At 48.4% G+C, this 22,263-nt stretch carries 29 protein-coding genes and 1 pseudogene; 4 read left to right on the plus strand and 26 right to left on the minus strand.

The window, feature by feature from the left end; genetic code table 11:
• Window positions 1–47: 47 nt before the first annotated feature.
• On the plus strand, window positions 48–947 hold the full coding sequence (locus QJT81_18405) for a hypothetical protein (protein WGZ93738.1): 900 nt from the start codon (window positions 48–50) through the stop codon (window positions 945–947).
• Here the strand turns inward: QJT81_18405 and QJT81_18410 are convergent.
• Window positions 919–1,967: pseudogene (locus tag QJT81_18410) on the minus strand (IS630 family transposase). The gene QJT81_18405 and the pseudogene QJT81_18410 sit on opposite strands and share 29 nt — an antisense overlap.
• A gap of 67 nt (window positions 1,968–2,034) precedes the next feature.
• On the opposite strand from QJT81_18410, the gene QJT81_18415 reads away from it, so the two are divergent.
• Window positions 2,035–2,937 carry a hypothetical protein gene (locus tag QJT81_18415; GenBank protein WGZ93739.1) on the plus strand — a complete coding sequence of 301 codons (903 nt, stop codon included), beginning with the start codon at window positions 2,035–2,037 and terminating at the stop codon, window positions 2,935–2,937.
• A 7-nt stretch (window positions 2,938–2,944) separates the two neighbouring features.
• Here the strand turns inward: QJT81_18415 and QJT81_18420 are convergent, their stop codons facing one another.
• Window positions 2,945–3,424, minus strand: a complete 480-nt coding sequence (locus QJT81_18420) for a DUF302 domain-containing protein (protein ID WGZ93740.1) — start codon at window positions 3,422–3,424, stop codon at window positions 2,945–2,947.
• Window positions 3,421–3,897, minus strand: coding sequence for a DUF302 domain-containing protein (locus tag QJT81_18425; protein ID WGZ93741.1), 477 nt, complete (start codon window positions 3,895–3,897; stop codon window positions 3,421–3,423). The genes QJT81_18420 and QJT81_18425 overlap by 4 nt, the downstream gene beginning before the upstream one ends.
• Before the next feature lie 347 nt (window positions 3,898–4,244).
• Between QJT81_18425 and QJT81_18430 the strand changes: the two genes are divergently transcribed.
• Window positions 4,245–4,502 (plus strand): hypothetical protein, encoded by a 258-nt coding sequence (locus tag QJT81_18430; protein WGZ93742.1) that lies wholly within the window; start codon window positions 4,245–4,247, stop codon window positions 4,500–4,502.
• Window positions 4,503–4,568: 66 nt separating this feature from the next.
• On the opposite strand, the gene QJT81_18435 is transcribed toward QJT81_18430, so the two are convergent.
• From QJT81_18435 to QJT81_18450, 4 genes are all read right to left on the minus strand, one after another.
• On the minus strand, window positions 4,569–5,192 hold the full coding sequence (locus tag QJT81_18435) for a DoxX family protein (GenBank protein WGZ93743.1): 624 nt from the start codon (window positions 5,190–5,192) through the stop codon (window positions 4,569–4,571).
• A gap of 75 nt (window positions 5,193–5,267) precedes the next feature.
• Complete coding sequence (gene dxs / locus QJT81_18440; protein ID WGZ93744.1) at window positions 5,268–7,157, minus strand: 1-deoxy-D-xylulose-5-phosphate synthase; 1,890 nt, start codon at window positions 7,155–7,157, stop codon at window positions 5,268–5,270.
• 69 nt (window positions 7,158–7,226) lie between these two features.
• Window positions 7,227–8,120, minus strand: a complete 894-nt coding sequence (ispA, locus tag QJT81_18445) for a (2E,6E)-farnesyl diphosphate synthase (GenBank protein WGZ93745.1) — start codon at window positions 8,118–8,120, stop codon at window positions 7,227–7,229.
• Window positions 8,120–8,368, minus strand: a complete 249-nt coding sequence (locus tag QJT81_18450; GenBank protein ID WGZ93746.1) for an exodeoxyribonuclease VII small subunit — start codon at window positions 8,366–8,368, stop codon at window positions 8,120–8,122. Before QJT81_18450 ends, ispA begins: the two co-directional genes overlap by 1 nt.
• 154 nt (window positions 8,369–8,522) lie before the next feature.
• On the opposite strand from QJT81_18450, the gene QJT81_18455 reads away from it, so the two are divergent.
• Window positions 8,523–9,143: a DUF2914 domain-containing protein gene (locus QJT81_18455; protein ID WGZ93747.1), complete on the plus strand. Its 621-nt coding sequence runs from the start codon at window positions 8,523–8,525 to the stop codon at window positions 9,141–9,143.
• Window positions 9,144–9,214: 71 nt separating this feature from the next.
• Here the strand turns inward: QJT81_18455 and zapD are convergent, their stop codons facing one another.
• The 19 genes from zapD to rpsE all read right to left on the minus strand — a co-directional run bounded on the left by zapD (window position 9,215) and on the right by rpsE (window position 22,263).
• A complete protein-coding gene (gene zapD / locus QJT81_18460; GenBank protein WGZ93748.1) occupies window positions 9,215–10,036 on the minus strand; it encodes a cell division protein ZapD in 822 nt (273 codons plus the stop codon).
• A gap of 59 nt (window positions 10,037–10,095) precedes the next feature.
• Complete coding sequence (coaE, locus tag QJT81_18465) at window positions 10,096–10,695, minus strand: dephospho-CoA kinase (protein ID WGZ93749.1); 600 nt, start codon at window positions 10,693–10,695, stop codon at window positions 10,096–10,098.
• Window positions 10,696–10,767: 72 nt separating this feature from the next.
• Entirely contained in the window at window positions 10,768–11,034 is a 267-nt protein-coding gene (gene rpsT / locus QJT81_18470; protein WGZ93750.1) for a 30S ribosomal protein S20, read from the minus strand.
• An 87-nt stretch (window positions 11,035–11,121) separates the two neighbouring features.
• On the minus strand, window positions 11,122–11,976 hold the full coding sequence (locus QJT81_18475; protein ID WGZ93751.1) for a ParB/RepB/Spo0J family partition protein: 855 nt from the start codon (window positions 11,974–11,976) through the stop codon (window positions 11,122–11,124).
• Window positions 11,970–12,767 (minus strand): AAA family ATPase, encoded by a 798-nt coding sequence (locus QJT81_18480; protein WGZ93752.1) that lies wholly within the window; start codon window positions 12,765–12,767, stop codon window positions 11,970–11,972. Before QJT81_18480 ends, QJT81_18475 begins: the two co-directional genes overlap by 7 nt.
• 15 nt (window positions 12,768–12,782) lie before the next feature.
• Window positions 12,783–13,361, minus strand: coding sequence for a 16S rRNA (guanine(527)-N(7))-methyltransferase RsmG (gene rsmG / locus QJT81_18485; protein WGZ93753.1), 579 nt, complete (start codon window positions 13,359–13,361; stop codon window positions 12,783–12,785).
• A 3-nt stretch (window positions 13,362–13,364) separates the two neighbouring features.
• The gene (mnmG, locus tag QJT81_18490; GenBank protein ID WGZ96516.1) at window positions 13,365–15,236 is read right to left on the minus strand and encodes a tRNA uridine-5-carboxymethylaminomethyl(34) synthesis enzyme MnmG; all 1,872 of its coding nucleotides are present in this window, start codon (window positions 15,234–15,236) and stop codon (window positions 13,365–13,367) included.
• A 10-nt stretch (window positions 15,237–15,246) separates the two neighbouring features.
• Complete coding sequence (gene bioB, locus QJT81_18495; protein WGZ93754.1) at window positions 15,247–16,218, minus strand: biotin synthase BioB; 972 nt, start codon at window positions 16,216–16,218, stop codon at window positions 15,247–15,249.
• Window positions 16,219–16,228: 10 nt separating this feature from the next.
• The gene (locus tag QJT81_18500) at window positions 16,229–16,612 is read right to left on the minus strand and encodes a hypothetical protein (protein ID WGZ93755.1); all 384 of its coding nucleotides are present in this window, start codon (window positions 16,610–16,612) and stop codon (window positions 16,229–16,231) included.
• Window positions 16,613–16,684: 72 nt separating this feature from the next.
• A complete protein-coding gene (rplQ, locus tag QJT81_18505) occupies window positions 16,685–17,068 on the minus strand; it encodes a 50S ribosomal protein L17 (GenBank protein ID WGZ93756.1) in 384 nt (127 codons plus the stop codon).
• Between the two features lie 25 nt (window positions 17,069–17,093).
• Complete coding sequence (gene rpoA / locus QJT81_18510; GenBank protein WGZ93757.1) at window positions 17,094–18,098, minus strand: DNA-directed RNA polymerase subunit alpha; 1,005 nt, start codon at window positions 18,096–18,098, stop codon at window positions 17,094–17,096.
• 26 nt (window positions 18,099–18,124) lie between these two features.
• On the minus strand, window positions 18,125–18,745 hold the full coding sequence (gene rpsD, locus QJT81_18515) for a 30S ribosomal protein S4 (protein WGZ93758.1): 621 nt from the start codon (window positions 18,743–18,745) through the stop codon (window positions 18,125–18,127).
• A gap of 11 nt (window positions 18,746–18,756) precedes the next feature.
• Window positions 18,757–19,161, minus strand: coding sequence for a 30S ribosomal protein S11 (gene rpsK / locus QJT81_18520; GenBank protein ID WGZ93759.1), 405 nt, complete (start codon window positions 19,159–19,161; stop codon window positions 18,757–18,759).
• Window positions 19,162–19,187: 26 nt separating this feature from the next.
• A complete protein-coding gene (gene rpsM / locus QJT81_18525) occupies window positions 19,188–19,544 on the minus strand; it encodes a 30S ribosomal protein S13 (GenBank protein WGZ93760.1) in 357 nt (118 codons plus the stop codon).
• A gap of 75 nt (window positions 19,545–19,619) precedes the next feature.
• Entirely contained in the window at window positions 19,620–19,733 is a 114-nt protein-coding gene (rpmJ, locus tag QJT81_18530) for a 50S ribosomal protein L36 (protein ID WGZ93761.1), read from the minus strand.
• Between the two features lie 27 nt (window positions 19,734–19,760).
• Entirely contained in the window at window positions 19,761–21,110 is a 1,350-nt protein-coding gene (gene secY, locus QJT81_18535; protein ID WGZ93762.1) for a preprotein translocase subunit SecY, read from the minus strand.
• A 12-nt stretch (window positions 21,111–21,122) separates the two neighbouring features.
• Window positions 21,123–21,560, minus strand: a complete 438-nt coding sequence (gene rplO / locus QJT81_18540) for a 50S ribosomal protein L15 (protein ID WGZ93763.1) — start codon at window positions 21,558–21,560, stop codon at window positions 21,123–21,125.
• A 1-nt stretch (window position 21,561) separates the two neighbouring features.
• Window positions 21,562–21,750, minus strand: coding sequence for a 50S ribosomal protein L30 (gene rpmD, locus QJT81_18545; GenBank protein ID WGZ93764.1), 189 nt, complete (start codon window positions 21,748–21,750; stop codon window positions 21,562–21,564).
• Between the two features lie 3 nt (window positions 21,751–21,753).
• Window positions 21,754–22,263: a 30S ribosomal protein S5 gene (rpsE, locus tag QJT81_18550; GenBank protein WGZ93765.1), complete on the minus strand. Its 510-nt coding sequence runs from the start codon at window positions 22,261–22,263 to the stop codon at window positions 21,754–21,756.

Consider the following 22,263-nt stretch of genomic DNA (forward strand, 5'->3'; position numbering starts at 1 on the left):
TTATGCTTTATGATAGCGCATAAACAGATAAGCAGAATATTATAACAATGAATCGTGAAGAACAGACTCTTATCGAGAAAATTGAAGGCAATCGCTTTTTAACCGCTAGCGACCGGCAAACCCTGATAGACCGATGGCGTGATGCTTGCGAGCGTTTACAACAAAGCGAAGCCAAACTACAAAGCCTTCATGATGCACTGCATAGCAAAGAGCAGCTCATTGACGCTATTGAGCAGTCATTACGGGAACGCGACCAACACATGGAGCGGAAAGAGCAATTACTCACCGACAAAGAGCAACTGTTACTGAGCAATCAACAAAACGTCTTAGAACGCGAGCAGCAAATAGCGCAACGTGACGCTGTTATTCAACAAAAAGAAGCTGTTATTCACGAACGTGACCAAATCATCCGTGAGTTAGGAACTCGCTCACGTGAAATCGAACAACTCGCCAGTCAAAAAGAAAAGTACATTCTAGAACGCGAAGATCAGATCCACATTCGTAACCGCCGCCTGGAAGAGAAAGACAATCATATCGGCAAGCGTGACCGTGAAATCGACAATCGCGACAAACAAATCAGCAAACGCGATACCAACATTCAAGAACTCAGCCAGCAACTTGAAGAGCTTAACCGCTGGATACGTGACCATCAACAACGCATTTACGCCCAAGAACAACTGTTAAGCGAACGCAACCGTCAATTATCCGAACGTGATCGCCATCTCAAAGAACGTGATCAACACATCCAACAGCGTGATTATCGCCTACGTGATTTCGATCGCTTATTGCAACGCCGCGATGATTTGATCTTCGAAAAAGATCAACAAATTCACCAACGTGACAGCCTCGTGCGGCGCAAAGTCGACCAGATCAGTTTACGCAATGAACAACTCGCGGAGCAAACCCGCCTACTATACCTTACAGCGTCAAGACCTGAACATTTTTAAAGGTTTGAAAATTTGTTGTCATCAACTGGGTCAGTTCTTTCTTGTGATCGGTATCCAGCTTGTCGAGACAGTTGGTGATGGCCTCCTTGAAAGCGGGAAACTTATCATAGTATTTCGAGTACAAGCATTTTTTCTTGACGAACTTCCACAACCGTTCAATCAGATTGAGGTTGGGTGAATAGGTCGGTAAAAATAATAGTTCAATATTGAGCCTTTTCGCACAGGCAAACACGGCTTCACAGCGTTGATACTTGGCATTATCCAAGACCAAAGTGATCGGTATTTTGAGTGCTAACGCTGCAATTTTTTCCAATAATTCACACACGCTGTTAGCGTTGATATAGGAGTCGTTAGTGATCGTGATGAGTTGTAGCGTTATCGCATTGAGTGCGCCCAATACGTTGTAGCGTTGTCGACCACAGGGGGCTTTGATGAATACGCGGGAAAATGACCACAAAAACCCCAGAAACGGTGCTAACACGAAGTGGGCGGCATCGACAAAAAAAGGGCGCGTTTGCCCTCCTTAGCCTCCTGAATGCGCGGTTTTAGTTCATTTTCCAGGAACTTTTCTTGTGCTTCCACATCAGCTTTGGCGGGTATCATCCCCACTTTATGGATGTCCATCCCTATTTTCTTCATAAAGACACGTACCCTGTCCTCACTGCGTTTGATGCCTGTCAGCTCCTCAATCTTAGCGGCTGCCGCCTTGCTGGTTGCGGGGGGATATTCACGAAAATAGGCTTCAATCTTGTCTTTATATGCCATCAAATCACTCTGTGGTTTATTGAATCGTATTTCTTTAAGAGCTTCTAAACCGTTAGGTTGTAGGTAGGCGTTTAGGTAGGCAAGCAGCGTGGCTTCTGTAATCCTTTCCAATCGTTTGATTTCCTTATGCGTCAACTGTTGGGATTTCAGGTACAGCACGGACATTTTCTTACGGACTCTGGGATGAGGATGGCGCTCCTTCCAGTAGAACAGCTCCGCTATCTCATCCTCAGTGAAAGTGATTTTTAATGTCATACATTACTCATGGCTGCTTTTGTTACCAGTCATCTAACCATATTTCCCTGATCAAAAAAACTATTTTATGGCACGGACTGGTATACACGAAAAAGAACGCATTGCCCAAGAGCGTGAACAACTGCTGCTCCAACAAGGCAATCAAGTGCTTGAAAAAGACCAACACCTTGCTCTGCGTGATCAAACAATAGGTGAACGAGAACACCATCTGCAACGGCGCGATGAACAAATCGCGGCACAATTTTTACAACTTCAAGAACGTGACAAAGAAATCCAGCAACGTGATCAGTCGATCCAAACACTGCAAGCGCACCTCAGTACGTTAGAACAACGCTTACTAGAACAGCAACAGCACATCGACACCCACCACCAACGTGTTGCAGAACTGGAGGCTGCCTTACTGAACAAGGAAAAACACCTTGCTGAATACGCTAATCTTGTTCAACACAAAGACACCTTACTGATAGAAAAAGACCAGTTCATCCAACGCTTAGAACACCAGCAACAAGACATTACCCAACAAATTGGCGAACGCGACAAAACCCTACAAGCCAAAGATCAGCATGTCTTAGAACAACACACCTTACTGCATGAACGCGAACAACGCCTACGCGAGCGTGAAGCCGAACTACAACAACGCGAAGCGCAACATGCCAACCGTGAAAACTTACTGCTGCAACATATCGCCGCATTGAGTGAACTCACTGAAAAACAACACACCCAAGAGAATAGCCTACTAGACCAGATCGACACACTGACGGTAATGGCGACCCAATACCAAGCATACAACAGGGATAATCATGCGTGGGAACTTAAACTGGAACAACGCGATAAAGTGATAAATCTAAAAGACACCATCATTGCTCAGCTCAATCAGCAACTACTGCACAAGGAAAAAGCGTTACAACAGCGGGATGCATTGCTGCAAAAACTGGGGCAACAGTTGCGCATATATAGCGCAACTGCCTAAACAAAATTTAGTGAACTTGTGCAACCTGAACAATCTGCATGTCATTCAGGACAGCACGAAAATCCCGTTCCCAAGCAACAAGCTGTTCAGCCAATGCTTTATCCGCATTCAACAACGGGGCGAGTTCAGCGGGATTCAACACGGAAAATAGCGTATCTTTGCCTTCTGCATACACGGCTAGTTTAAAAGGAAACAAAGGGACTAATTCCGGGTGTGTCTTGCTTAACTCACGCACTTCTTCCAAACGCCCGAAAAAGACTATTTTGTAGTTATCCGTGGTATAGCCCATATCCTGTAAACCGCCGTCACATTTCTGGATATGCGCAACAGTAAAGTTATGTTTTCTCAAAACCTCTTGCACTTGTTCCAACGCAAGGTCAAACGCTTGCGGAGAACGTACTGTTAGCAATTTCTCATCTGCCTGTACGGGTACTGCCAGCATCCATGCCAACAATGCTCCCCATACTCCCATGGTTAAGCGATTCATAACGTCACCTCGTCAATAATTGCCTGATATTTCTGCTCCAGATCCTGGAAGGCTGCTGTCAGCTCAGGGTTGTCAAACAATGTCAACATGGCTTGCACATTGCCCGTTAACAGTTGGACTTTACCATCCTCACCTTCTATCACCGTGATGGTACAAGGCAACACAACCCCCACCTGTGGCTCAATCTGAATCGCGGCGTATAGGTCGCTGAAATTACAAAAACGTACACTAACCTGGCGTGTATTCACTGAAAATTCATCCACTAAGCCCTCCTCAAGATAACGATCAGGAAATACCCGAAAGTTGTGGGCATGAATCGTATTGCGCAGGGATTCCAATGTCTCGTCAAACCCATACGGTGAGTCATACACCAAGGTTAGTTTAAGGTTATTGCCGTGCTCAGCACCCGTTGCAGTCATGGTCGTTGCCAACCACAACACACTCATCAGCATTAACTTTTTTAAGCGTTTCATTGTAATAGCCCATTACCAATAAATATTAGATTTTTCTAATATATTGGCAAATTTATTTAACTTCAAGCAATAGTATATTTTTTAATCAAAAGGTCACTTCATCCAGAATGGTGTCGTAGCTCGCCTTGATATGCGCAAACACCTCATCCAATTGATGGTTATTAAAAAGCTTTGCCAAGGCTGTGACGTTTGCAGCCACCAGTTTAACTGAGCCATCCTCCTGCTCAATTGATGTGGGTCAGTATATTAGGCTTAAGCACTGGCAGATTGATAAACATCAATTACCCTGAATTTCATGGAGGGGGATAATGAAACAATTCCACCACATACCCACAAGGTAAGCGCTCATGAATGAAACATCTCTCACCCGCCTTATGTATACACTCATTATTGTAGGGTTAGGCATTGCAGCGGTGGGCGTCGGGCTGGTTATTTTCACCGACATTGTGACGGGGTATGGCATACAAGGTATCGCACTCGTGGCAGGCTTGATTGCAGGTGGCTTGTTTTTATCAATTCCAGCAAAAATTTACCTGACACTGCAACTGATGAAACGCAATGATGAAAAAGTAAAAGCCAGGCGCGAACGTGGCGAAATCCGTTAAGCGATAGCCCTAAAGCAAGAAGGCCGCCAATGGCAGCCTTCTTCGCACCACAATCAAACGACCGTATTACAGCTTGCTGATACCTAGTTCGTCAGTTGCATCAATTTCAAAAGGGTCATGATGCGCGGTTTTACTGTCAATACGTTTCATGAAACCACGGTAAATGAACCAGTCTAAACTCACCCAACGCCCGGCTCCCATGAAAAATAGTGCCAGCAACAGCACGAAATAGACCAAATAGACTTCTGTCTGGTTATTCACCATAGTGGTATAGCCATGGCTCATGACTAACTGCTGCATAGTGGTGAGGAAACCCGCTTCGCCCATTGCCATTAAACCGAGTACGACAACCACAAACATTAACGCCAACACCACCCAACGCACTGCGAAACCTAAAACCAACAGAATCGCCGCTACAATTTCAATCGTACCAAGCAAAATCAGCAGCGTTTCAGCACCCATTCCAGAAAGCACCGTATTGCTCATCGCGGCAACACTTTGCTGAAAAGCTTCCGTATTAACCCAAGTTAACGGGTTATAAATCACAAAATCAGAACTGGAAAACAGTCCTAAATGCTTCACGCCAGATACCCAAAACATCGGCGCAAGAAACAGGCGGATCGCAAGCGGTGCAATAAAATCAAAGATACGCATCCATTCGAGGCTGAAAAAGCCAACAAGAAACTTCATGAAACAACTCCTCAGGAATTGGGAAATACGGGTGAAATCAAACTTTTCAGGGGATTATAGTCGATTTCTGACACATCAGTTTGTGTTGTATTGTGGCACAGGATATAAGGTTACGCCAATGCGAATCCGCCCACCATACCCGGCTTTAACCCGTTGCACGATACCCTTGGCATCTAAACCACAACTAGCCAGTTGCTCTTCACGTTGGGCATGGTCGATATAACTATCCGGCAACCCCAGATTCAACACCTCCACGCTTAATCCCGCTTCGTGCAAGTATTCGTTCACCGCACTGCCAGCCCCGCCCATAACAGCATTGTCTTCCAACGTCACCAAAAGTTCGTGGGATTGCGCCAACTCTTTCAGCATCGCTTTATCCAACGGCTTGACGAAACGCATATTGACCAGTGTTGCATTCAGATCTGCGGCAGCGGCTTGCGCTTCAGGCAATAACGAACCAAACAACACAATGGCAACCGCCTGACCGGTGCGTAACTTTACCGCTTTGCCTAAAGGAATCGCTTGCATCTCCGTTTGGGGTTCAATACCCATCCCTTTGCCACGCGGGTAACGTACTGCCGTTGGGCAATTCATCTGAAATGCCGTATACAACATCTGGCGGCATTCATTTTCATCGGCGGGAGCCATCACCACCATGTTCGGAATACAGCGCAAGAAAGACAAATCGTAATTCCCCGAATGCGTCGGGCCATCCGCCCCCACCAAACCGGCACGATCAATCGCAAATACCACCGGCAAGTTCTGAATCGCCACATCGTGTATTAATTGATCATACGCCCGTTGCAAAAAGGTCGAATAAATGGCTACCACCGGCTTTAAGCCTTCACACGCCAAACCCGCCGCCAGTGTGACAGCGTGTTGTTCAGCAATACCGACGTCGAAATAACGCTCAGGAAAACGTTCTGAAAATGCCACCAAACCCGAACCTTCACGCATCGCAGGGGTAATCCCCACCAAACGCTGATCCTGCTCTGCCATATCACACAACCATTGCCCAAACACTTGCGTATAAGTCGGTGTGGATTTTTTCGCGTTGGCGACCAGACCCGTTTTCAAATTGAAGGGGACAACGCCATGATAGGTACAAGGGTCTTCCTCGGCTGGCTCGTAGCCTTTACCTTTTTGGGTCAGTACATGCAACAAGCGTGGACCTTTGATGCTTTTGAGATTTTGCAGCACCCGTACCAACTCTTCAACATCATGCCCATCAATAGGGCCATAGTATTTGAAGCCCATCTCCTCAAACAACGTCCCCGGCAACACCATGCCCTTCATGTGTTCTTCGGTCAGTTTCGCCAGTTTGGAAAGGGATTTGCTGTGTGATAACGCTTTTTTACCACTTTCACGCATAGTGGAATACATCCGCCCCGATAATAAACGCGTCAGGTATTTACGCAAAGCACCCACATTAGGTGAAATCGACATTTCATTATCATTAAGAATCACGATCAGGTTAGCGTCTACATCACCCGTATGATTCAAGGCTTCATACGCCATCCCCGCCGTCAAAGCACCATCGCCGATAATCGCAATCGAATGGTAATCCTCGCCTTTGTGCTGTGCGGCTAACGCCATCCCCAACGCCGCACTGATCGACGTGCTGGAATGCCCTACACCAAACGTATCGTATTCACTTTCACTGCGTTTAGGGAAACCGGCTAACCCCTCTTTCTGACGAATGCTGCTCATCTGCTCACGTCGCCCCGTGAGGATTTTATGCGGGTAAGCCTGATGACCGACATCCCACACCAGCTTATCCTTCGGTGTATCAAAAGCATAATGCAAGGCTACCGTCAATTCGACCGTACCTAAATTGGAAGAAAAGTGCCCGCCGCCTGTCGACACAGAATTCAGCAAAAACTCGCGCACTTGAGCACATACTGCTGGCAGTTGCTCAAGTTCCAGGCGACGTAACTCGGCAGGAGAATAAATCGTATTAAGCACGTTGGCTAACCCCTAATCGTCAAACCGTAAATATGGCATTGTGGTGGGTTTTGATCTTACTATTGATATTTATCGTATACGCTTAACCGTGAACTCGGCAATTTCACGCAACAAATGGGCAGAGTCGCCGAAGGATACCAAAGCTTCCAGTGCTTCGTCATACAAATCCTGTAGTTTCATTTTAGAAGCCGACAAACCGATAATAGAAGGGTAAGTCGGCTTACCGGCCGCCTCATCCGCACCACGGGTTTTACCCAATGTTTGGGTATCGCTTTCCACATCCAAAATATCGTCTTGCACTTGGAATGCCAGCCCGATGCACTTGGCAAAATGATCGAGTTGTTGCAAATGTTGGACATCCAATACATCCACACTATACGCGGCTAACAACACACTAGCACGAATCAATGCGCCCGTTTTGTGGATGTGCATGTTTTCCAACTCAACTTCAGTCAATGTTTGTCCAACTGCTGCCAAATCAATTGCCTGCCCCCCCACCATACCGCGAGAACCAGCCGCCTGCCCCAACAATTCCATCATGCGCAAACGTTGCGCGGGTGAAGCCGTCATACGCGGATGAGCAGCTAATAACTGAAATGCTAACGCCTGCAAAGCATCTCCCACCAAAATCGCCGTCGGCTCATCAAAGGCTTTGTGGCAGGTGGGCTTGCCTCTGCGCAAATCATCGTCATCCATTGCAGGCAAATCGTCATGCACTAATGAATACACATGAATCAGCTCAAGTGCCGCAGCAGGAATATCCAGATGTTCAGGCGTAATTCCCAGCGCATCACCGGTAGCATAGACCAACAATGGGCGCATCCGCTTACCGCCATTCAACACCGAATAGCGCATGGCTTCATGCAACATGGCTGGATGAGTAGTGGCAGACGGCAACACCTCTTCCAACACAGATTCAATACGCGCTTGCCAAGCTTGTAGACGAGTATGCACATTCAGCATCAAGCGTCCCCCTGTTGCGGAAAATCGCTTTCCTGCCCATCAGCACTCAACAACTTAACACGCTGCTCAGCGATTTTAAGCGCCTCTTGACACAACCGAGTCAACTTCACCCCGCGTTCAAATTCTTTAAGGGAATCTTCCAGCGATAGCTCACCGCCTTCCATACGTTGCACCAAGGTCTCTAGTTCAGTCATTGCCGTCTCAAAATCCGGTTGTGCCTGGCTAGCTTCAGCCTGTTTTCTCGGCATGTTTATCCTGCCTATGCATATAAATTAAGATAGTAAAGCGTAAGTTGTCGCAAGGGGCAAGCCTAGACAGCGTATTCTTTGGAGAACGTACTGCAAATACAGTAAACTCTTTTTCATGAATATTATAATATTCTAATTTTAAGAGAGCAAAACCATGTTGAACAACTGCATGAAAACAACAGCCTTCCTGATGCTAACAGGGGTAATTAACCCGATCAGTTGGGCAGAAGAAGCGCCGATTATCTCACACCCCACCACCATACCAGCAGCAGCTCCTCCAGCACCAAGCGTTGCACCGCAACCGCAAGTAGCACGTGCCACGTTTACCACCAACATTAGCGCCCGTGAACCCGCTAATGCAGTAACGCGCATTAGTGCTGGACAAACCGTGTATTACTTTACAGAACTGGTTGGATTACAAGGTCGTGTCATCACCCATCGTTGGGAAAAAGATGGTACATTCCAACTAGGCTTGCAATTTCCTGTAGGCGGGCAACGCTGGCGAGTACACTCCAACAAAACGATCCCCCCCACCCTACCGGGGACATGGACAGTTACAGTCCTTAATGACGACGGTTCAACTTTACGGCAAGACACGTTAATCGTTGACCCGATCACACCAAGCGAACCCACCCCCACTCCTGTACCAGCCCCTGCCGCCGCGTTACCTACCTCTCCACCACCCAATGTAACAACACCGGCTATTGAGACACCAAAGGACGCCGCCACACCAGAAAAAAACTCACAAGCGATCTGGGATACGCTAACACGTTAAACGTAACAACCAGAAACGGCAAGCGGGCCAAAAAGCCCGCCTGCCATTACCTAATTTTCACCGCACAACGCTCAGAAAGAACACAACACTAATGTGAAAGGTACATCCTTTTGATTCTGCTTACCCCGCTCTGCCAACATATCAGCATTCACGAAACGCAGGGTAAAACGCTGCTTACCTGCACTGATTTCAGGGTAATAATCAACATTATCAGGCAATTCAACCCGCATCATCTGATAAGGCTTTCGTGCTTCTAACATCGACTGGTAGAAACCTTCCTTAGCCAATTCATCCTGACGCTCACCGAAATCACGCACGATATTCAGCAAGTCACGGGCTGCTGCATTAGCCGTTACATACGGTTCGATCCATTCGCGCAAATCATCGACCCGCACATGAATCGCTTGCTCTTGCCAGTAATGAAAGAGTGGAATATCAAAACCATTAAGCCCACCTGGCAACGTGGAACGTTGGCGCAAGCTATTGAAGAACATATGATTTTTTAAATGCTGTCCCAACTGCCCCCGCTGTTGATACAGCACATCGCTATGGTAATTGAGCTTTTCCAACACAGCATCAAGACGGGTAGCATCCGCCTCTTCCTTGCGCAACAATAAACGTGCTGACTGCCCCATCCGGTCAATTTCTTTGAGAATTTCACTTTTGACATCAAGGCGGGCAGACAAGTTATAAAGATCCAGCAACAAATGCAAAGCCGCTACCGTATCTTCAGGTTTAGGATCAGTGGAAATATGGTATTGAAATCGCCCCATTAGCAATTCCAATCGCATAAATAGGCGAATCTTTTCGTTTAGCGGTTGCTCATAACCAATCATGTGTGGCTCAGAAATTCGACGGATACCGTCACTCAGCGGTTGTGCATAAATCATCATAAAACACTTAAAAGCCCTGTTGAGTCGTCTTTATATCAAAAAGCCAACAGAACAAGCAACTAAGCATCTGACAATTTCATGTATTTAAAATTTAAATTATCAATTTTTTCATAAAAATCAGTAATTGATGAAGTATTGCTAATAATGTCATGAGCTTGCTGCAAACGTGCCTCACGCCCAATTTGCGATTGCATGATAGACGTGATCACACTATCATCACTGCCATCACGCTGCTGAACACGAACATGCTGCTGCTCTGGCAAGCAATCAATTACCAAAATACGCTCGAAAAGTTGAGTATAGCCCTTTTCAAACAATAGGGGTACATCAACGATAACATAAGCATTGCGAGTACAAGCAGCTATTCTGGCAAGTATTTCAGTGCGAATGCGCGGATGAAGAATGGATTCAAGTTGTTGTAAACGCACAGGGTCACTAAAAACCGCTTGACGCAACCAAGCACGATCAAGTCCACCATCAAGTTGAAGTGCTTGTGTACCGAAGACATTAGCAATTTCCCGCAAAGCAGGTTGACCTACGGCTACAACTTCACGGGCAATAACATCCGCTTCGATCACAGGAATACCGAGTTCTCGAAAACGCTGCACTGCTGTGGATTTACCACAACCAATACCACCCGTTAAACCAATTTTTAGCATAAACACCACACAAACGCGAAAGGCCGGTTGAATACAACCGGCCTTGAACAACACTAAAAACCAATCAAATGATTAGGCTTGCAGCGCTTTAATATGTGCGTTCAGACGGCTTTTATGGCGTGCTGCTTTGTTCTTGTGAATGATGCCTTTGTCAGCAATGGAATCAATCACAGGCACAGCCGCTTGATAAGCAGACAAAGCAGCTTCGCGGTCGCCAGCGTCAATCGCACGCAGGACATTTTTAATTTGTGTACGTAAACGTGTGCGCATATGACGGTTATGCATACGGCTTACTTCGCTCTGGCGAACACGTTTCTTAGCTGAAGCTATGTTAGGCAAGGGTATTCTCCCGAAAAACCAATCCGAAAAACAAGGCGCATATTATGCAGCGATTCCACTGTCACAGCAACACCTTGAGCATAAAATTTACTGAATATGACCGAGAATACCGTCGAGTTCATCTAGACTATTGTATTCAATGACTAATTTACCTTTGCCGGTGCGATTGTAGCGAATAGCAACTTTAGCACCAAGGGTATCAGCTAGCGTTTGTTCCAACTTCAACACATCAGGTGATGACTTAAATTCGGGTTCTGGCTTTTGCCCTACCTCTAGAATATTTTTAACTAGACGCTCCGTTTCCCGCACCGACAGTTGGCGCTCAGCAACTTTCCGGGCAATGTCCACTTGTTGTTGCCCCGCCAATGCGAGTAAAGCACGAGCGTGTCCCATTTCAAGCTGCCCTGCATCCACCAACGCTTTGGTTTCAGGCTGTAATTCTAACAAGCGTAATAGATTGGTCACCGCTGCGCGTGAACGTCCCACGGCTTCGGCGGTTTGCTGATGCGTCAAACCAAACTCGTCGATCAAGCGACGTAAAGCCGTTGCCTCTTCCAGCGAATTAAGGTCTTCGCGCTGAATATTTTCGATCAGCGACATTGCAGCGGCTGACTGATCGGGAATATCGCGCACAACCGCCGGAATTTCATGCAATCCCGCTAACTGTGCTGCCCGCCAGCGACGCTCGCCTGCAATCAGCTCGTATTCGCCACCACCCAGTTTACGCACCACTACCGGCTGCACCAAGCCTTGGGCTTTAATGGAATCAGCCAACTCTTGTAGGGCGTCAGGATCCATCCGAGTACGCGGTTGATACTGACCGGGGCGAATCCGTTCTACAGGAAGTCTTTTCAGAACGGTATCCTCAGCCTGCTCTCCCTCACCTCGCACAGAACTCAACAAAATATCGAGACCGCGCCCTAAAGCCGGTTTTTTTACCATGCCTGTTCTCCATCCGCTGCTACTTTGCTGGAATCTTTGCGCAGCATTTCAGCAGCCAAGGCAAGGTAAGCCAATGCACCTCGTGAACCTTTGTCGTATTCCAGCACAGATAAACCATGGCTGGGCGCTTCTGCCAAGCGGATATTGCGTGGAATAGCGGTATTGTAGACCTTGTTGCGAAAGAAGGCGTGAATCTGCTCGGATACATCACGCGCCAAATTACTGCGGGGGTCATACATAGTGCGCACTAAGCCCATCACTTGTAATTCAGGGTTGGCGGTTTGGGTAATACGTTCAATCGTGCCGACCAAAGCGCTTAACCCTTCGAGTGCGTAGTATTCACACTGCATCGGGATAATGACCCCATCAGCAGCCACGAGAGCGTTCACGGTAAGCATATTGAGAGAAGGCGGGCAGTCAATCAGAATGTAATCGTAAGCCCCGCGCAGTGGCGATAAGGCTTCACGTAAGCGGTATTCACGGCGCTCGCTGTTCATCAGCTTGACTTCAGCGACCGTCACTTCCGGCGACCCCGGCAACACATGCAGGGAACTGTCAGGCAATTTTTGCAAAATCTCCGTGACATGGGCTTCGCCTAACAAGACATCTGTCAAGGTGGTTTTCTGACCGTGCTTTTCCAAACCTAAGCCAGTCGTGGCATTGCCTTGCGGGTCTATATCCACCAACAAAATACGGCGCTTCATCGCTGCTAAAGAGGCGGCTAAATTGACAGTGGTCGTGGTTTTGCCGACGCCGCCCTTTTGATTGGCGATGGCGATAACTCGCGTCATGAAATGATTCTCGCTTTATACGTGCTGTAATTCCAACAGATGCCGTTCCGCATCCAGACCGGGTACATGCAGGGTGTGCTGCGCCATGACCTGCCAGCCGCTGGGCAATTCTGCCAGTTCACTGTCAGGGTAACGCCCCTTCATCGCGTAGAGGATACCATTTTCACAGACATGTTTACCGGTAAAGGTCACAAAATCCTGTAGGGAGGCGAAAGCCCGACTGATAATCGCGTCAAAACACCCGACAGGCTGCCAGCTTTCAACACGAGTTTGGATCACCGTCACGTTGGATAAGCCCAATTCCAACACCGCTTGTTGCATGAAACGGGTTTTCTTGCCATTGGTATCCAGCAAAGTGAATTGGCGCTGCGGCTGAATAATAGCCAGCGGAATCCCCGGCAACCCTGCCCCGCTGCCCACATCAAGGCACGTCGCACCCCGCAAATAGGGTGCAACACTCAGGCTATCCGCGATATGTAAAGACTGCATTTCCGCCGGATCACGTACCGCTGTCAGGTTGTAAACTTTGTTCCAGCGTTGCAATAATTGCAGGTAACGGTTGAGCAATTGTTTTTCACACGCATCCACCTCCATGCTTCAACCTGCCTTTTTCAAATGCACCAGCAATAAAGAAATCGCAGCGGGGGTAATACCGGGTGTTCGTGCGGCTTGCCCAACGGTTGCAGGGCGTTGCATTTGCAATTTCTGGCGGACTTCGTTGGAGAGGCCGCGTACTTGGGTGTAATCCAACCAATCCGGTAAACGGGTTTCTTCGTGGCGACGTTGCTTGTCGATTTCCTCGTGCTGGCGCTCAATGTATCCGGCGTATTTGCACTGAATTTCGACTTGTTCCGCCACTTTTTCATCGGTAACGGGGCTACCAACCGCTGGCAGACTGGTTAAAGCGGCATAAGTGACGTTAGGACGGCGTAATAAGTCGTGTAACTTGTAATCACGAGACAAAACATCACCGAATACCCGCTGGCTATCTTCCACGCTGACCGCTGTGGGTTGCAATACCGTGGCACGGAGGCGTTGTTGTTCTTGCTCAATCGCTTCACGCTTAGTGCAAAATGCTTCCCAGCGTGAGTCATCCACCAAGCCCAGCTCATGCCCTATTTCGGTCAGGCGCAAATCGGCATTGTCTTCACGCAGCAATAAACGGTGTTCGGCGCGGCTGGTAAACATGCGGTATGGCTCTTTCGTACCCAGCGTGATTAAATCATCGACCAATACACCAAGGTAAGCTTGGTCACGGCGTGGATACCAGCCATCTTTTTCTTGGGCGTATAAACCGGCGTTCAAACCTGCCAGCAAACCTTGCGCAGCGGCTTCTTCGTAACCCGTCGTGCCGTTAATTTGCCCTGCGAAAAACAAACCCTGCACCGCTTTGGTTTCCAAGGTGGGCTTGAGATCACGCGGGTCAAAGAAATCGTATTCGATGGCGTAACCGGGGCGGGTGATATGTGCGTTTTCCAAGCCTGCCATTGAGCGCACCAGAGCGTATTGCACATCAAACGGCAAACTGGTGGAAATGCCGTTGGGGTACACTTCATGCGTGTCTAGCCCTTCGGGTTCAATGAAAATCTGGTGGCGGTCTTTGTCGGCAAAGCGTACCACTTTGTCTTCAATCGACGGGCAATAGCGCGGACCAATGCCTTCGATCACGCCGGTATACATTGGTGAACGGTCTAAACCGCCACGGATAATCTCGTGGGTTTCGGTGTTGGTGTAGGTGATGTAGCACGAAATCTGCGGCGGGTGTTCATCGACACTACCCAAAAACGAAAATACCGGCGTAGGCGTGTCGCCGGGCTGCTCTTCCAGCTTGCTGAAGTCGATACTGCGGGCATCAATGCGCGGCGGCGTACCCGTTTTTAAGCGATCAACACGGAACGGCAGTTCGCGTAAACGTTGCGACAACGCAATAGAAGGCGGATCACCGGCACGTCCACCGGCATGATTGCTTAAACCAATGTGGATTTTGCCCGCAAGAAACGTTCCTGAGGTTAATACCACCGCACGGGCGGAAAAACTCAAGCCCATTTGGGTACGCACCCCCACGACCTGATCGCCTTCCACGAGCAAATCATCCACCGCTTGTTGAAATAGCTGCAAATTGGGCTGATTTTCAACAATGGTGCGAATCGCGGATTTGTAGCGGATGCGGTCTGCTTGGGCGCGAGTCGCTCGCACTGCCGCACCTTTGCTGGAATTGAGGGTGCGGAATTGGATCCCACCACGGTCAGCGGCGTGCGCCATTGCGCCGCCCATCGCATCGACTTCCTTAACCAAATGACCTTTGCCGATACCGCCGATGGCGGGGTTGCAGCTCATTGCACCGATGGTTTCGATGTTGTGGGTCAACAGGAGGGTGCGCTGCCCCATGCGGGCGGCGGCAAGTGCGGCTTCTGTTCCCGCGTGTCCGCCACCGATCACAATAACATCGTAGGCTTGTGGGTAATGCATCATGCGCTCCTTACATGTGAACGCTGCCAGCCTGTCCTGCTTCCGCCTGAATCCCCAAGCGTGCAAACAGTTGCTGGTCGTGGCTTTCGCCGGGATTTTCCGTGGTCAACAGTTTGTCACCGTAAAATATCGAATTTGCACCCGCAAAGAAGCACCATGCCTGCATTTCATCGGTCATCTCGGCGCGACCAGCCGATAAACGAACGTAAGATTTCGGCATCATAATACGAGCTGCCGCGACAGTACGGATGAACTCAAATGGATCAAGTTTTTCCACTCCAGCCAATGGCGTGCCTTCGATTTTAACCAAATCGTTAATAGGCACAGATTCGGGGTGGAATTTCATATTAGCCAGTTGCTGTAACAGACGCGCCCGATCCTGACGGGTTTCACCCATGCCTAAAATACCACCCGAACACACATTGATACCCGCATTACGCACGTGCTCTAGCGTATTCAAACGGTCTTGGAAGGTGCGGGTAGAAATCACATTACCGTAAAATTCCGGCGAGGTATCGAGGTTATGATTGTAATAATCCAACCCAGCATTTTTGAGACGATCTGCCTGACGGTCAGTCAACATGCCCAACGTAACGCAGGTTTCCATCCCTAAGCCTTTGACCGCCTGCACCATTTCGATGACACGCTCAAGGTTCTTGTCGGTAGGATTGCGCCACGCAGCCCCCATGCAAAAACGGGTTGCCCCCTGTGTTTGCGCGGTTTTGGCGGAGTCGATGACCTCTTGCAACGGCAACAACGTTTCACGTTCCAGCGAAGTGTCGTGTTTCGCACTTTGCGAACAATAGCCACAATCTTCCGGGCAAGCACCCGTCTTAATGCTCAGCAAAGTACTCACTTGCACCTGATTCACGGGGAAATTTTCCCGGTGTACTTGATGTGCGGTAAACATCAAATCACTGAAGGGCATAGCTAACAAGGCGTTGATTTCTTCGATGCGCCAATCATGACGTAATTCAGGCATGTTCCACTCCTCAGTGGGATAAGGGCTTAACAGTATCTTGCCAAGATTCGCGGTTAATCCGCAGGATTTGGCGAATAGACAACGGCACTAACACCACAACACAGGTAAGCCACAACGCCCACCACCAATTCACAAAAAAATCACCGGGGGCAAACGTTAAAATCGGTACTAAACCACCCGCCAGACCGTAATAATGGTAGGTAGCAATCTGCGTATAATAGCCTACCCGTGGGTTAGGATGATGGCGTAGCATTGCATAAACCAAAATCCCAGCCCCGAACCATAAGATAAACACCGGGAATGGAATGAGTACCGCCAACAAATTGCCATAATAAAACAACTTAGCAGTTTTACGAGCGCTTTCTGCAGTTACTACTTGTGGATCATTTTGCATACTATCCCCTGAAGATGAGAAACGCAAAAAGGCCGAACAGTGTCGGCCTTTGCAGGAAGCTTAAAGCGCTGCTTACTCGGCTGCGGCTTGCGCAGCGTCTGCTTCATCAACCAGTGCAACGTAAGCCATTGGCGCATTGTCACCCGCACGGAAACCGCACTTGATGATACGCAGATAGCCACCTTGGCGCTCCTTAAAGCGAGGACCAAGATCGTTGAACAACTTGCCAACGACTTCTTTATCACGCAAACGTGAAAAAGCGATACGGCGGTTGTGAACAGAGTCTTCTTTGGCACGGGTGATCAGTGGCTCTGCTACACGGCGCAATTCTTTCGCCTTTGGCAGAGTTGTTTTGATCGTCTCGTGACGAAGCAGTGAGTTAGTCAGCGCTTGCAGCAGGGCTTTACGGGCGCTGCTGTCGCGGCTTAATTGACGACCAGTATTACGGTGACGCATCTTCTATATCCTTCAAAACCCGTGGTTAAGCCACTTTGCTGTCACGGTGATCGAGACCTGCCGGAGGCCTGCTATCCAGCTTAGCGCCCAGTGTCAGACCATGCTGTGCCAGCACATCTTTAATTTCAGTCAAAGACTTTTTGCCCAGATTCGGAGTCTTCAGCAATTCAGTCTCAGTACGTTGTACGAGATCACCGATGTAGAACAGGTTCTCTGCTTTCAGGCAGTTAGCTGAACGTACAGTCAGTTCCAGATCGTCAACCGGACGCAACAGAATCGGGTCAATTTCTGGTTGAGATTCTTCACGGCGAACCGGCTCTTCAATACGTAAATCGAAGAATACTGCCAATTGCTGTTGCAGAATCTGTGCTGCCATCCCAATGGATTCTTCCGCGTTAACGGAACCATTGGTCTGGATTTCCAGCACCAGCTTGTCCATGTCAGTACGCTGCTCAACACGAGCGCTATCCACATTGTAGGCAACACGTGTAATTGGGCTGTAGCTGGCATCCAACACCAAAGTACCTAAAGGCAGTTCGGGTGAATCTGGGCCACGGCGTACCGATGCTGGCTGATAACCACGACCACGGGTAATGGTCAGGCTCATTTCCAGATCAGCGTCATCCTTGGTAATGTGTGCAATGACATGATCAGGGTTAATGATGTCCACATCATGATCGCGCTCAATATCCGCAGCCGTTACAACACCTTTGCCTTTTTTCTTTAAGGTCAAGGTTGCTTCATCACGGGCATTAAGGCGAATCGCCAAGTTTTTGAGATTCAACAGAATCTCAACCACATCTTCTTGCACACCTTCAATACTGGTGTATTCGTGTACCACGCCAGTGATCTGCACTTCCGTCACTGCACTGCCCGGAATAGAGGACAATAAAATGCGGCGCAAGGCGTTACCCAACGTGTGACCGAAACCACGCTCTAATGGCTCAAGTGTGATGCGATAGGTATTTAAACCCGTCTCCTGCACATGAACATTGCGTGGTTTCAGCAGTTCTGTTGTTTTCGAGGTCATACTTTTCCTCTCGAACGAGTCAATGATTACTTGGAGTACAATTCCACGATCAGTGATTCATTAATTTCGGCTGGCAGATCGCTACGGTCTGGTACAGATTTAAACGTACCAGACAATCCCTTTGCATCAACTTCAACCCAAGATGGGAAGCCAAGTTGTTCCGCTACAGCGACAGAATCCTGTATACGAGTTTGCTTTTTGGACTTTTCACGAACCGCTACGACATCACCGGCTTTAACCTGGTAGGATGGGATGTTCACTGACTGACCGTTAACAGTAATAGCTTTGTGGCTAACCAATTGACGGGATTCAGCGCGGGTAGAACCGTAACCCATGCGGTAAACGACGTTATCAAGACGGCATTCCAGCAGTTTCAACAGGTTTTCACCTGTGGAACCCTTGCGGCGTGCAGACTCTTTAAAGTAGTTGCTGAACTGACGCTCTAGAACACCGTACATGCGGCGAACTTTTTGCTTTTCACGTAACTGAACACCGTAATCAGACAAGCGTGCTTTGTTCTCGCCGTGCTGACCCGGAACTTTGTCCAGTTTACATTTCTTTTCGAGGGAAACACTGCGGCTTTTCAGAAAAAGGTCAGTGCCTTCGCGTCTGCTCAGTTTGCAGGTAGGGCCAATATAACGTGCCATATGACTATCTCCTACACACGACGTTTCTTTGGTGGACGGCAACCGTTATGCGGAATCGGCGTTACATCCACAATGCTGTTAATTCTGTAGCCAACGCTGTTCAAAGCGCGTACCGCAGATTCACGACCAGGCCCTGGACCTTTGACTTCTACGTCAAGGTTTTTCAAACCGTAATCCTTGGCTGCGTTACCCGCACGTTCAGCAGCAACTTGCGCCGCAAACGGGGTGCTTTTACGTGAACCACGGAAACCAGAGCCACCAGAAGTAGCCCATGCCAGTGCGTTGCCTTGGCGATCGGTGATAGTCACAATAGTGTTATTAAAGGATGCATGGACGTGTGCAACACCGTCAGTGACAGTTTTCTTGACCTTCTTACGAAGGTTAACAGTTGCACCTTTTCTAGGCTGTCTTGCCATTACTTACTCTACCTGCAATCTATGTATTATTTGCGAATAGGACGACGCGGGCCTTTACGGGTACGCGCGTTAGTCTTGGTACGCTGACCGCGCATCGGCAGGCCACGTCTGTGGCGGATGCCACGATAGCAACCCATATCCATCAAACGTTTGATCGACATGGAAACTTCACGACGCAAGTCACCTTCAACTAGGAGTTTACCTACTTCAAGACGCAAACGTTCAACTTGATCTTCACTGAGGTCACGGATTTTAGTGCTTGGCACCACATCCGCCGCCTTACAAATATCAGCAGCACGAGGACGACCCACACCATAAATAGCGGTCAAACCGATCACTACGTGCTTACCAACAGGAAGATTGATACCCGCAATACGAGCCATTAAAATCTCTCCAGACTACCGGGAAAACGGGCGATTGTGCCAGAACCCCTTTTAATTATCAACCCAAATCGGCTCTTAACCTTGGCGCTGTTTGTGGCGCGGGTCAGAACAGATAATGCGAACCACACCGTTTCTGCGGATAACCCGACAGTTACGGCACAATTTTTTAACTGAAGCTCGAACCTTCATGATAAAAACCTCTCGAAAGTGATCAGATCAGCGCACTGTGCTGGGGCGTGCCTGCGCTTTGAAATTGGCCTTTTTCATCAGACCTTCGTATTGGTGTGACATCATGTGTGCTTGCAACTGAGACAAGAAATCCATGACTACAACCACGATGATCAGCAGTGAAGTTCCCCCAAAGTAGAAAGGAACATTCCAGCCCAAAATCAGAAATTCAGGCAACAGACAGACCAATGTAATGTAGATAGCGCCGACTGCTGTCAAGCGAGTCATAACACCATCAATGTATTTAGATGTTTGTTCACCCGGCCTAATACCCGGAATGAAAGCACCTGCTTTTTTCAAATTATCAGCAGTTTCACGCGAGTTGAATACTAGAGCTGTATAAAAGAAGCAGAAGAATACAATAGCAGTGGCATAAAGCAAGACATAAACGGGTTCACCAGGCTTTAACATATCAAAAAAGCCTTTTAACCACCCCATACCCTCGGCATTACCAAACCACTGCCCAAGTGTTGCTGGAAACAAAATAATACTAGAAGCGAAAATTGGCGGGATAACCCCTGCCATATTCAGCTTCAAAGGCAAGTGACTAGACTGCCCCATCATCATTTTGCGACCTTGTTGACGATTAGCGTAGTTCACTGTAATGCGCCGCTGACCACGCTCCACAAAAATCACGAATGCTGTGACAGCCAACACTAACAACAACAAACCAATAACAAACAGGGAGTGCAATTCGCCGGTATTCACCAGCTCTAATGTGCCACCAATAGCAGCAGGTAAACCCGCAACGATGCCCGCAAAAATAATCAAGGAAATACCGTTACCAATACCACGTTCGGTAATCTGCTCACCTAACCACATTAAGAAAAGCGTGCCTGTCACCAAGGTAACAACCGTCGTAATTGTGAAACCAATGCCTGGATTCAAAGCAATGGTTTGACCATTGCCTGCGTCAGTACCACCTAAAGCAATCGCCACACCGAAGCTTTGGAACAAAGCCAAAACCACCGTGCCGTAGCGCGTATATTGCGTAATTTTACGGCGACCAGACTCACCTTCTTTCTTAATTTGCTCCAGTGCAGGAACAACCGTCGCCATCAACTGCATAATGATGGAAGCTGAGATATACGGCATAATCCCCAGTGCAAATACGCTCAGGCGCTCTAATGCGCCACCTGAAAACATATTAAAAACGCCGAGAATTGTACCATTATTCTGGTCAAAAAATTGCGCCATAGCCGCAGGATTTACACCAGGAACAGGAATATAGGTACCAATGCGGTAAACGATCAACGCCAGCAGCACAAAAACTAGCCGCTGGCGGATTTCAACCATGTTTCCAAAGCCCCCAAGGGAACCTGTAGGGTTCTTGCGCATATTTTTTATCCGTTATTCTTCGATTTTGCCGCCTGCGGCTTCGATCGCGGCACGTGCACCCTTCGTCACGCCAACACCCTTTACAGTGACTGCTTTCGCAACTTCACCAGAAAGAATGATTTTAGCTTGCAAGGTACGTGCATCAACCACATTCGCAGCAATCAGACCAGCCAGATCAATGACATCGCCTTCTACTTGAGCTAATTCGCTCAAACGAACTTCGGCGGTACGTTGACCAATACGTGACGTAAAGCCAAACTTAGGCAGACGGCGGTGCATAGGCATCTGACCACCCTCGAAGCCCTTACGGTGATGGAAACCACCTTTACGGGATTTTTGACCTTTGTGACCACGACCAGCAGTCTTACCCAGACCGGAGCCAATACCACGGCCTACACGAATCCCGTCAGGACGGCTACCCAGTTCAGGTTGTAGCGTATTCAATTTCATCTTAAGCTTCCTCAACCTTGAGCATGTAGGAAATCTTGTTGATCATGCCACGGTTTTCAGGGGTATCAGTCACAGTCACGGTATTATGAATTTTACGGATACCAAGACCACGCGCACACTGCTGATGGGCTTTCAAGCGACCATTCAGACTGCGGTATAGCGTCACTTTAAGTTGTTTCGCGGAAGTCATTGTTTACCCCTTAATGTCTGCAACGGCTTTACCACGTTTCGCCGCAATCATTTCAGGTGATTGCATTGAACCCAGTGCAGCGATAGTAGTACGTACTACATTGCCTGCATTGCGTGTGCCTTGGCATTTGGACAGTACGTTACGTACACCCGCTACTTCCAAAACCGCACGCATCGCACCACCGGCGATAACGCCTGTACCTTCAGAAGCTGGCTGCATGTAAATACGTGCTGCGCCCTGTTCGTATTTGATAGGGTATTGCAATGTACCGTCTACCAAAGAAACTGTCACCATGTTACGACGTGCTTGATCCATCGCTTTTTGAATAGCAGCAGGCACTTCACGCGCCTTGCCGTAACCAAAACCCACGCGACCATTACCATCGCCCACTACGGTCAACGCAGTGAAACTCATGATACGACCACCTTTAACAGTCTTCGCAACGCGGTTAACTTTAACCAATTTTTCTTGCAAGCCGTCTGACGGTGCTGATGTATGTTCTGCCTTAGCCAT

Source organism: Candidatus Thiothrix putei (assembly GCA_029972225.1).
GTDB classification, from domain to species: Bacteria; Pseudomonadota; Gammaproteobacteria; order Thiotrichales; family Thiotrichaceae; genus Thiothrix; species Thiothrix putei.

Excerpts from the sequence above, each read along its gene's own strand:
- rpsD (WGZ93758.1), bottom strand. The coding sequence starts at position 18,745 with ATGGCACGTTATATTGGCCCTACCTGCAAACTGAGCAGACGCGAAGGC.
- mnmG (WGZ96516.1), bottom strand. The coding sequence starts at position 15,236 with ATGCATTACCCACAAGCCTACGATGTTATTGTGATCGGTGGCGGACAC.
- rplQ (WGZ93756.1), bottom strand. The coding sequence starts at position 17,068 with ATGCGTCACCGTAATACTGGTCGTCAATTAAGCCGCGACAGCAGCGCC.
- zapD (WGZ93748.1), bottom strand. The coding sequence starts at position 10,036 with ATGATGATTTATGCACAACCGCTGAGTGACGGTATCCGTCGAATTTCT.
- QJT81_18435 (WGZ93743.1), bottom strand. The coding sequence starts at position 5,192 with ATGAAGTTTCTTGTTGGCTTTTTCAGCCTCGAATGGATGCGTATCTTT.
- rsmG (WGZ93753.1), bottom strand. The coding sequence starts at position 13,361 with ATGGAGGTGGATGCGTGTGAAAAACAATTGCTCAACCGTTACCTGCAA.
- QJT81_18500 (WGZ93755.1), bottom strand. The coding sequence starts at position 16,612 with ATGCAAAATGATCCACAAGTAGTAACTGCAGAAAGCGCTCGTAAAACT.
- rplO (WGZ93763.1), bottom strand. The coding sequence starts at position 21,560 with ATGAAATTGAATACGCTACAACCTGAACTGGGTAGCCGTCCTGACGGG.
- QJT81_18415 (WGZ93739.1), top strand. The coding sequence starts at position 2,035 with ATGGCACGGACTGGTATACACGAAAAAGAACGCATTGCCCAAGAGCGT.
- rpmJ (WGZ93761.1), bottom strand. The coding sequence starts at position 19,733 with ATGAAGGTTCGAGCTTCAGTTAAAAAATTGTGCCGTAACTGTCGGGTT.
- QJT81_18455 (WGZ93747.1), top strand. The coding sequence starts at position 8,523 with ATGTTGAACAACTGCATGAAAACAACAGCCTTCCTGATGCTAACAGGG.
- coaE (WGZ93749.1), bottom strand. The coding sequence starts at position 10,695 with ATGCTAAAAATTGGTTTAACGGGTGGTATTGGTTGTGGTAAATCCACA.
- QJT81_18425 (WGZ93741.1), bottom strand. The coding sequence starts at position 3,897 with ATGAAACGCTTAAAAAAGTTAATGCTGATGAGTGTGTTGTGGTTGGCA.
- QJT81_18430 (WGZ93742.1), top strand. The coding sequence starts at position 4,245 with ATGAATGAAACATCTCTCACCCGCCTTATGTATACACTCATTATTGTA.
- secY (WGZ93762.1), bottom strand. The coding sequence starts at position 21,110 with ATGCGCAAGAACCCTACAGGTTCCCTTGGGGGCTTTGGAAACATGGTT.
- bioB (WGZ93754.1), bottom strand. The coding sequence starts at position 16,218 with ATGCCTGAATTACGTCATGATTGGCGCATCGAAGAAATCAACGCCTTG.
- QJT81_18420 (WGZ93740.1), bottom strand. The coding sequence starts at position 3,424 with ATGAATCGCTTAACCATGGGAGTATGGGGAGCATTGTTGGCATGGATG.
- rpsE (WGZ93765.1), bottom strand. The coding sequence starts at position 22,263 with ATGGCTAAGGCAGAACATACATCAGCACCGTCAGACGGCTTGCAAGAA.
- QJT81_18450 (WGZ93746.1), bottom strand. The coding sequence starts at position 8,368 with ATGCCGAGAAAACAGGCTGAAGCTAGCCAGGCACAACCGGATTTTGAG.
- QJT81_18405 (WGZ93738.1), top strand. The coding sequence starts at position 48 with ATGAATCGTGAAGAACAGACTCTTATCGAGAAAATTGAAGGCAATCGC.
- QJT81_18475 (WGZ93751.1), bottom strand. The coding sequence starts at position 11,976 with ATGGTAAAAAAACCGGCTTTAGGGCGCGGTCTCGATATTTTGTTGAGT.
- rpmD (WGZ93764.1), bottom strand. The coding sequence starts at position 21,750 with ATGACTTCCGCGAAACAACTTAAAGTGACGCTATACCGCAGTCTGAAT.
- rpsM (WGZ93760.1), bottom strand. The coding sequence starts at position 19,544 with ATGGCTCGTATTGCGGGTATCAATCTTCCTGTTGGTAAGCACGTAGTG.
- rpoA (WGZ93757.1), bottom strand. The coding sequence starts at position 18,098 with ATGACCTCGAAAACAACAGAACTGCTGAAACCACGCAATGTTCATGTG.
- ispA (WGZ93745.1), bottom strand. The coding sequence starts at position 8,120 with ATGCTGAATGTGCATACTCGTCTACAAGCTTGGCAAGCGCGTATTGAA.
- QJT81_18480 (WGZ93752.1), bottom strand. The coding sequence starts at position 12,767 with ATGACGCGAGTTATCGCCATCGCCAATCAAAAGGGCGGCGTCGGCAAA.
- rpsK (WGZ93759.1), bottom strand. The coding sequence starts at position 19,161 with ATGGCAAGACAGCCTAGAAAAGGTGCAACTGTTAACCTTCGTAAGAAG.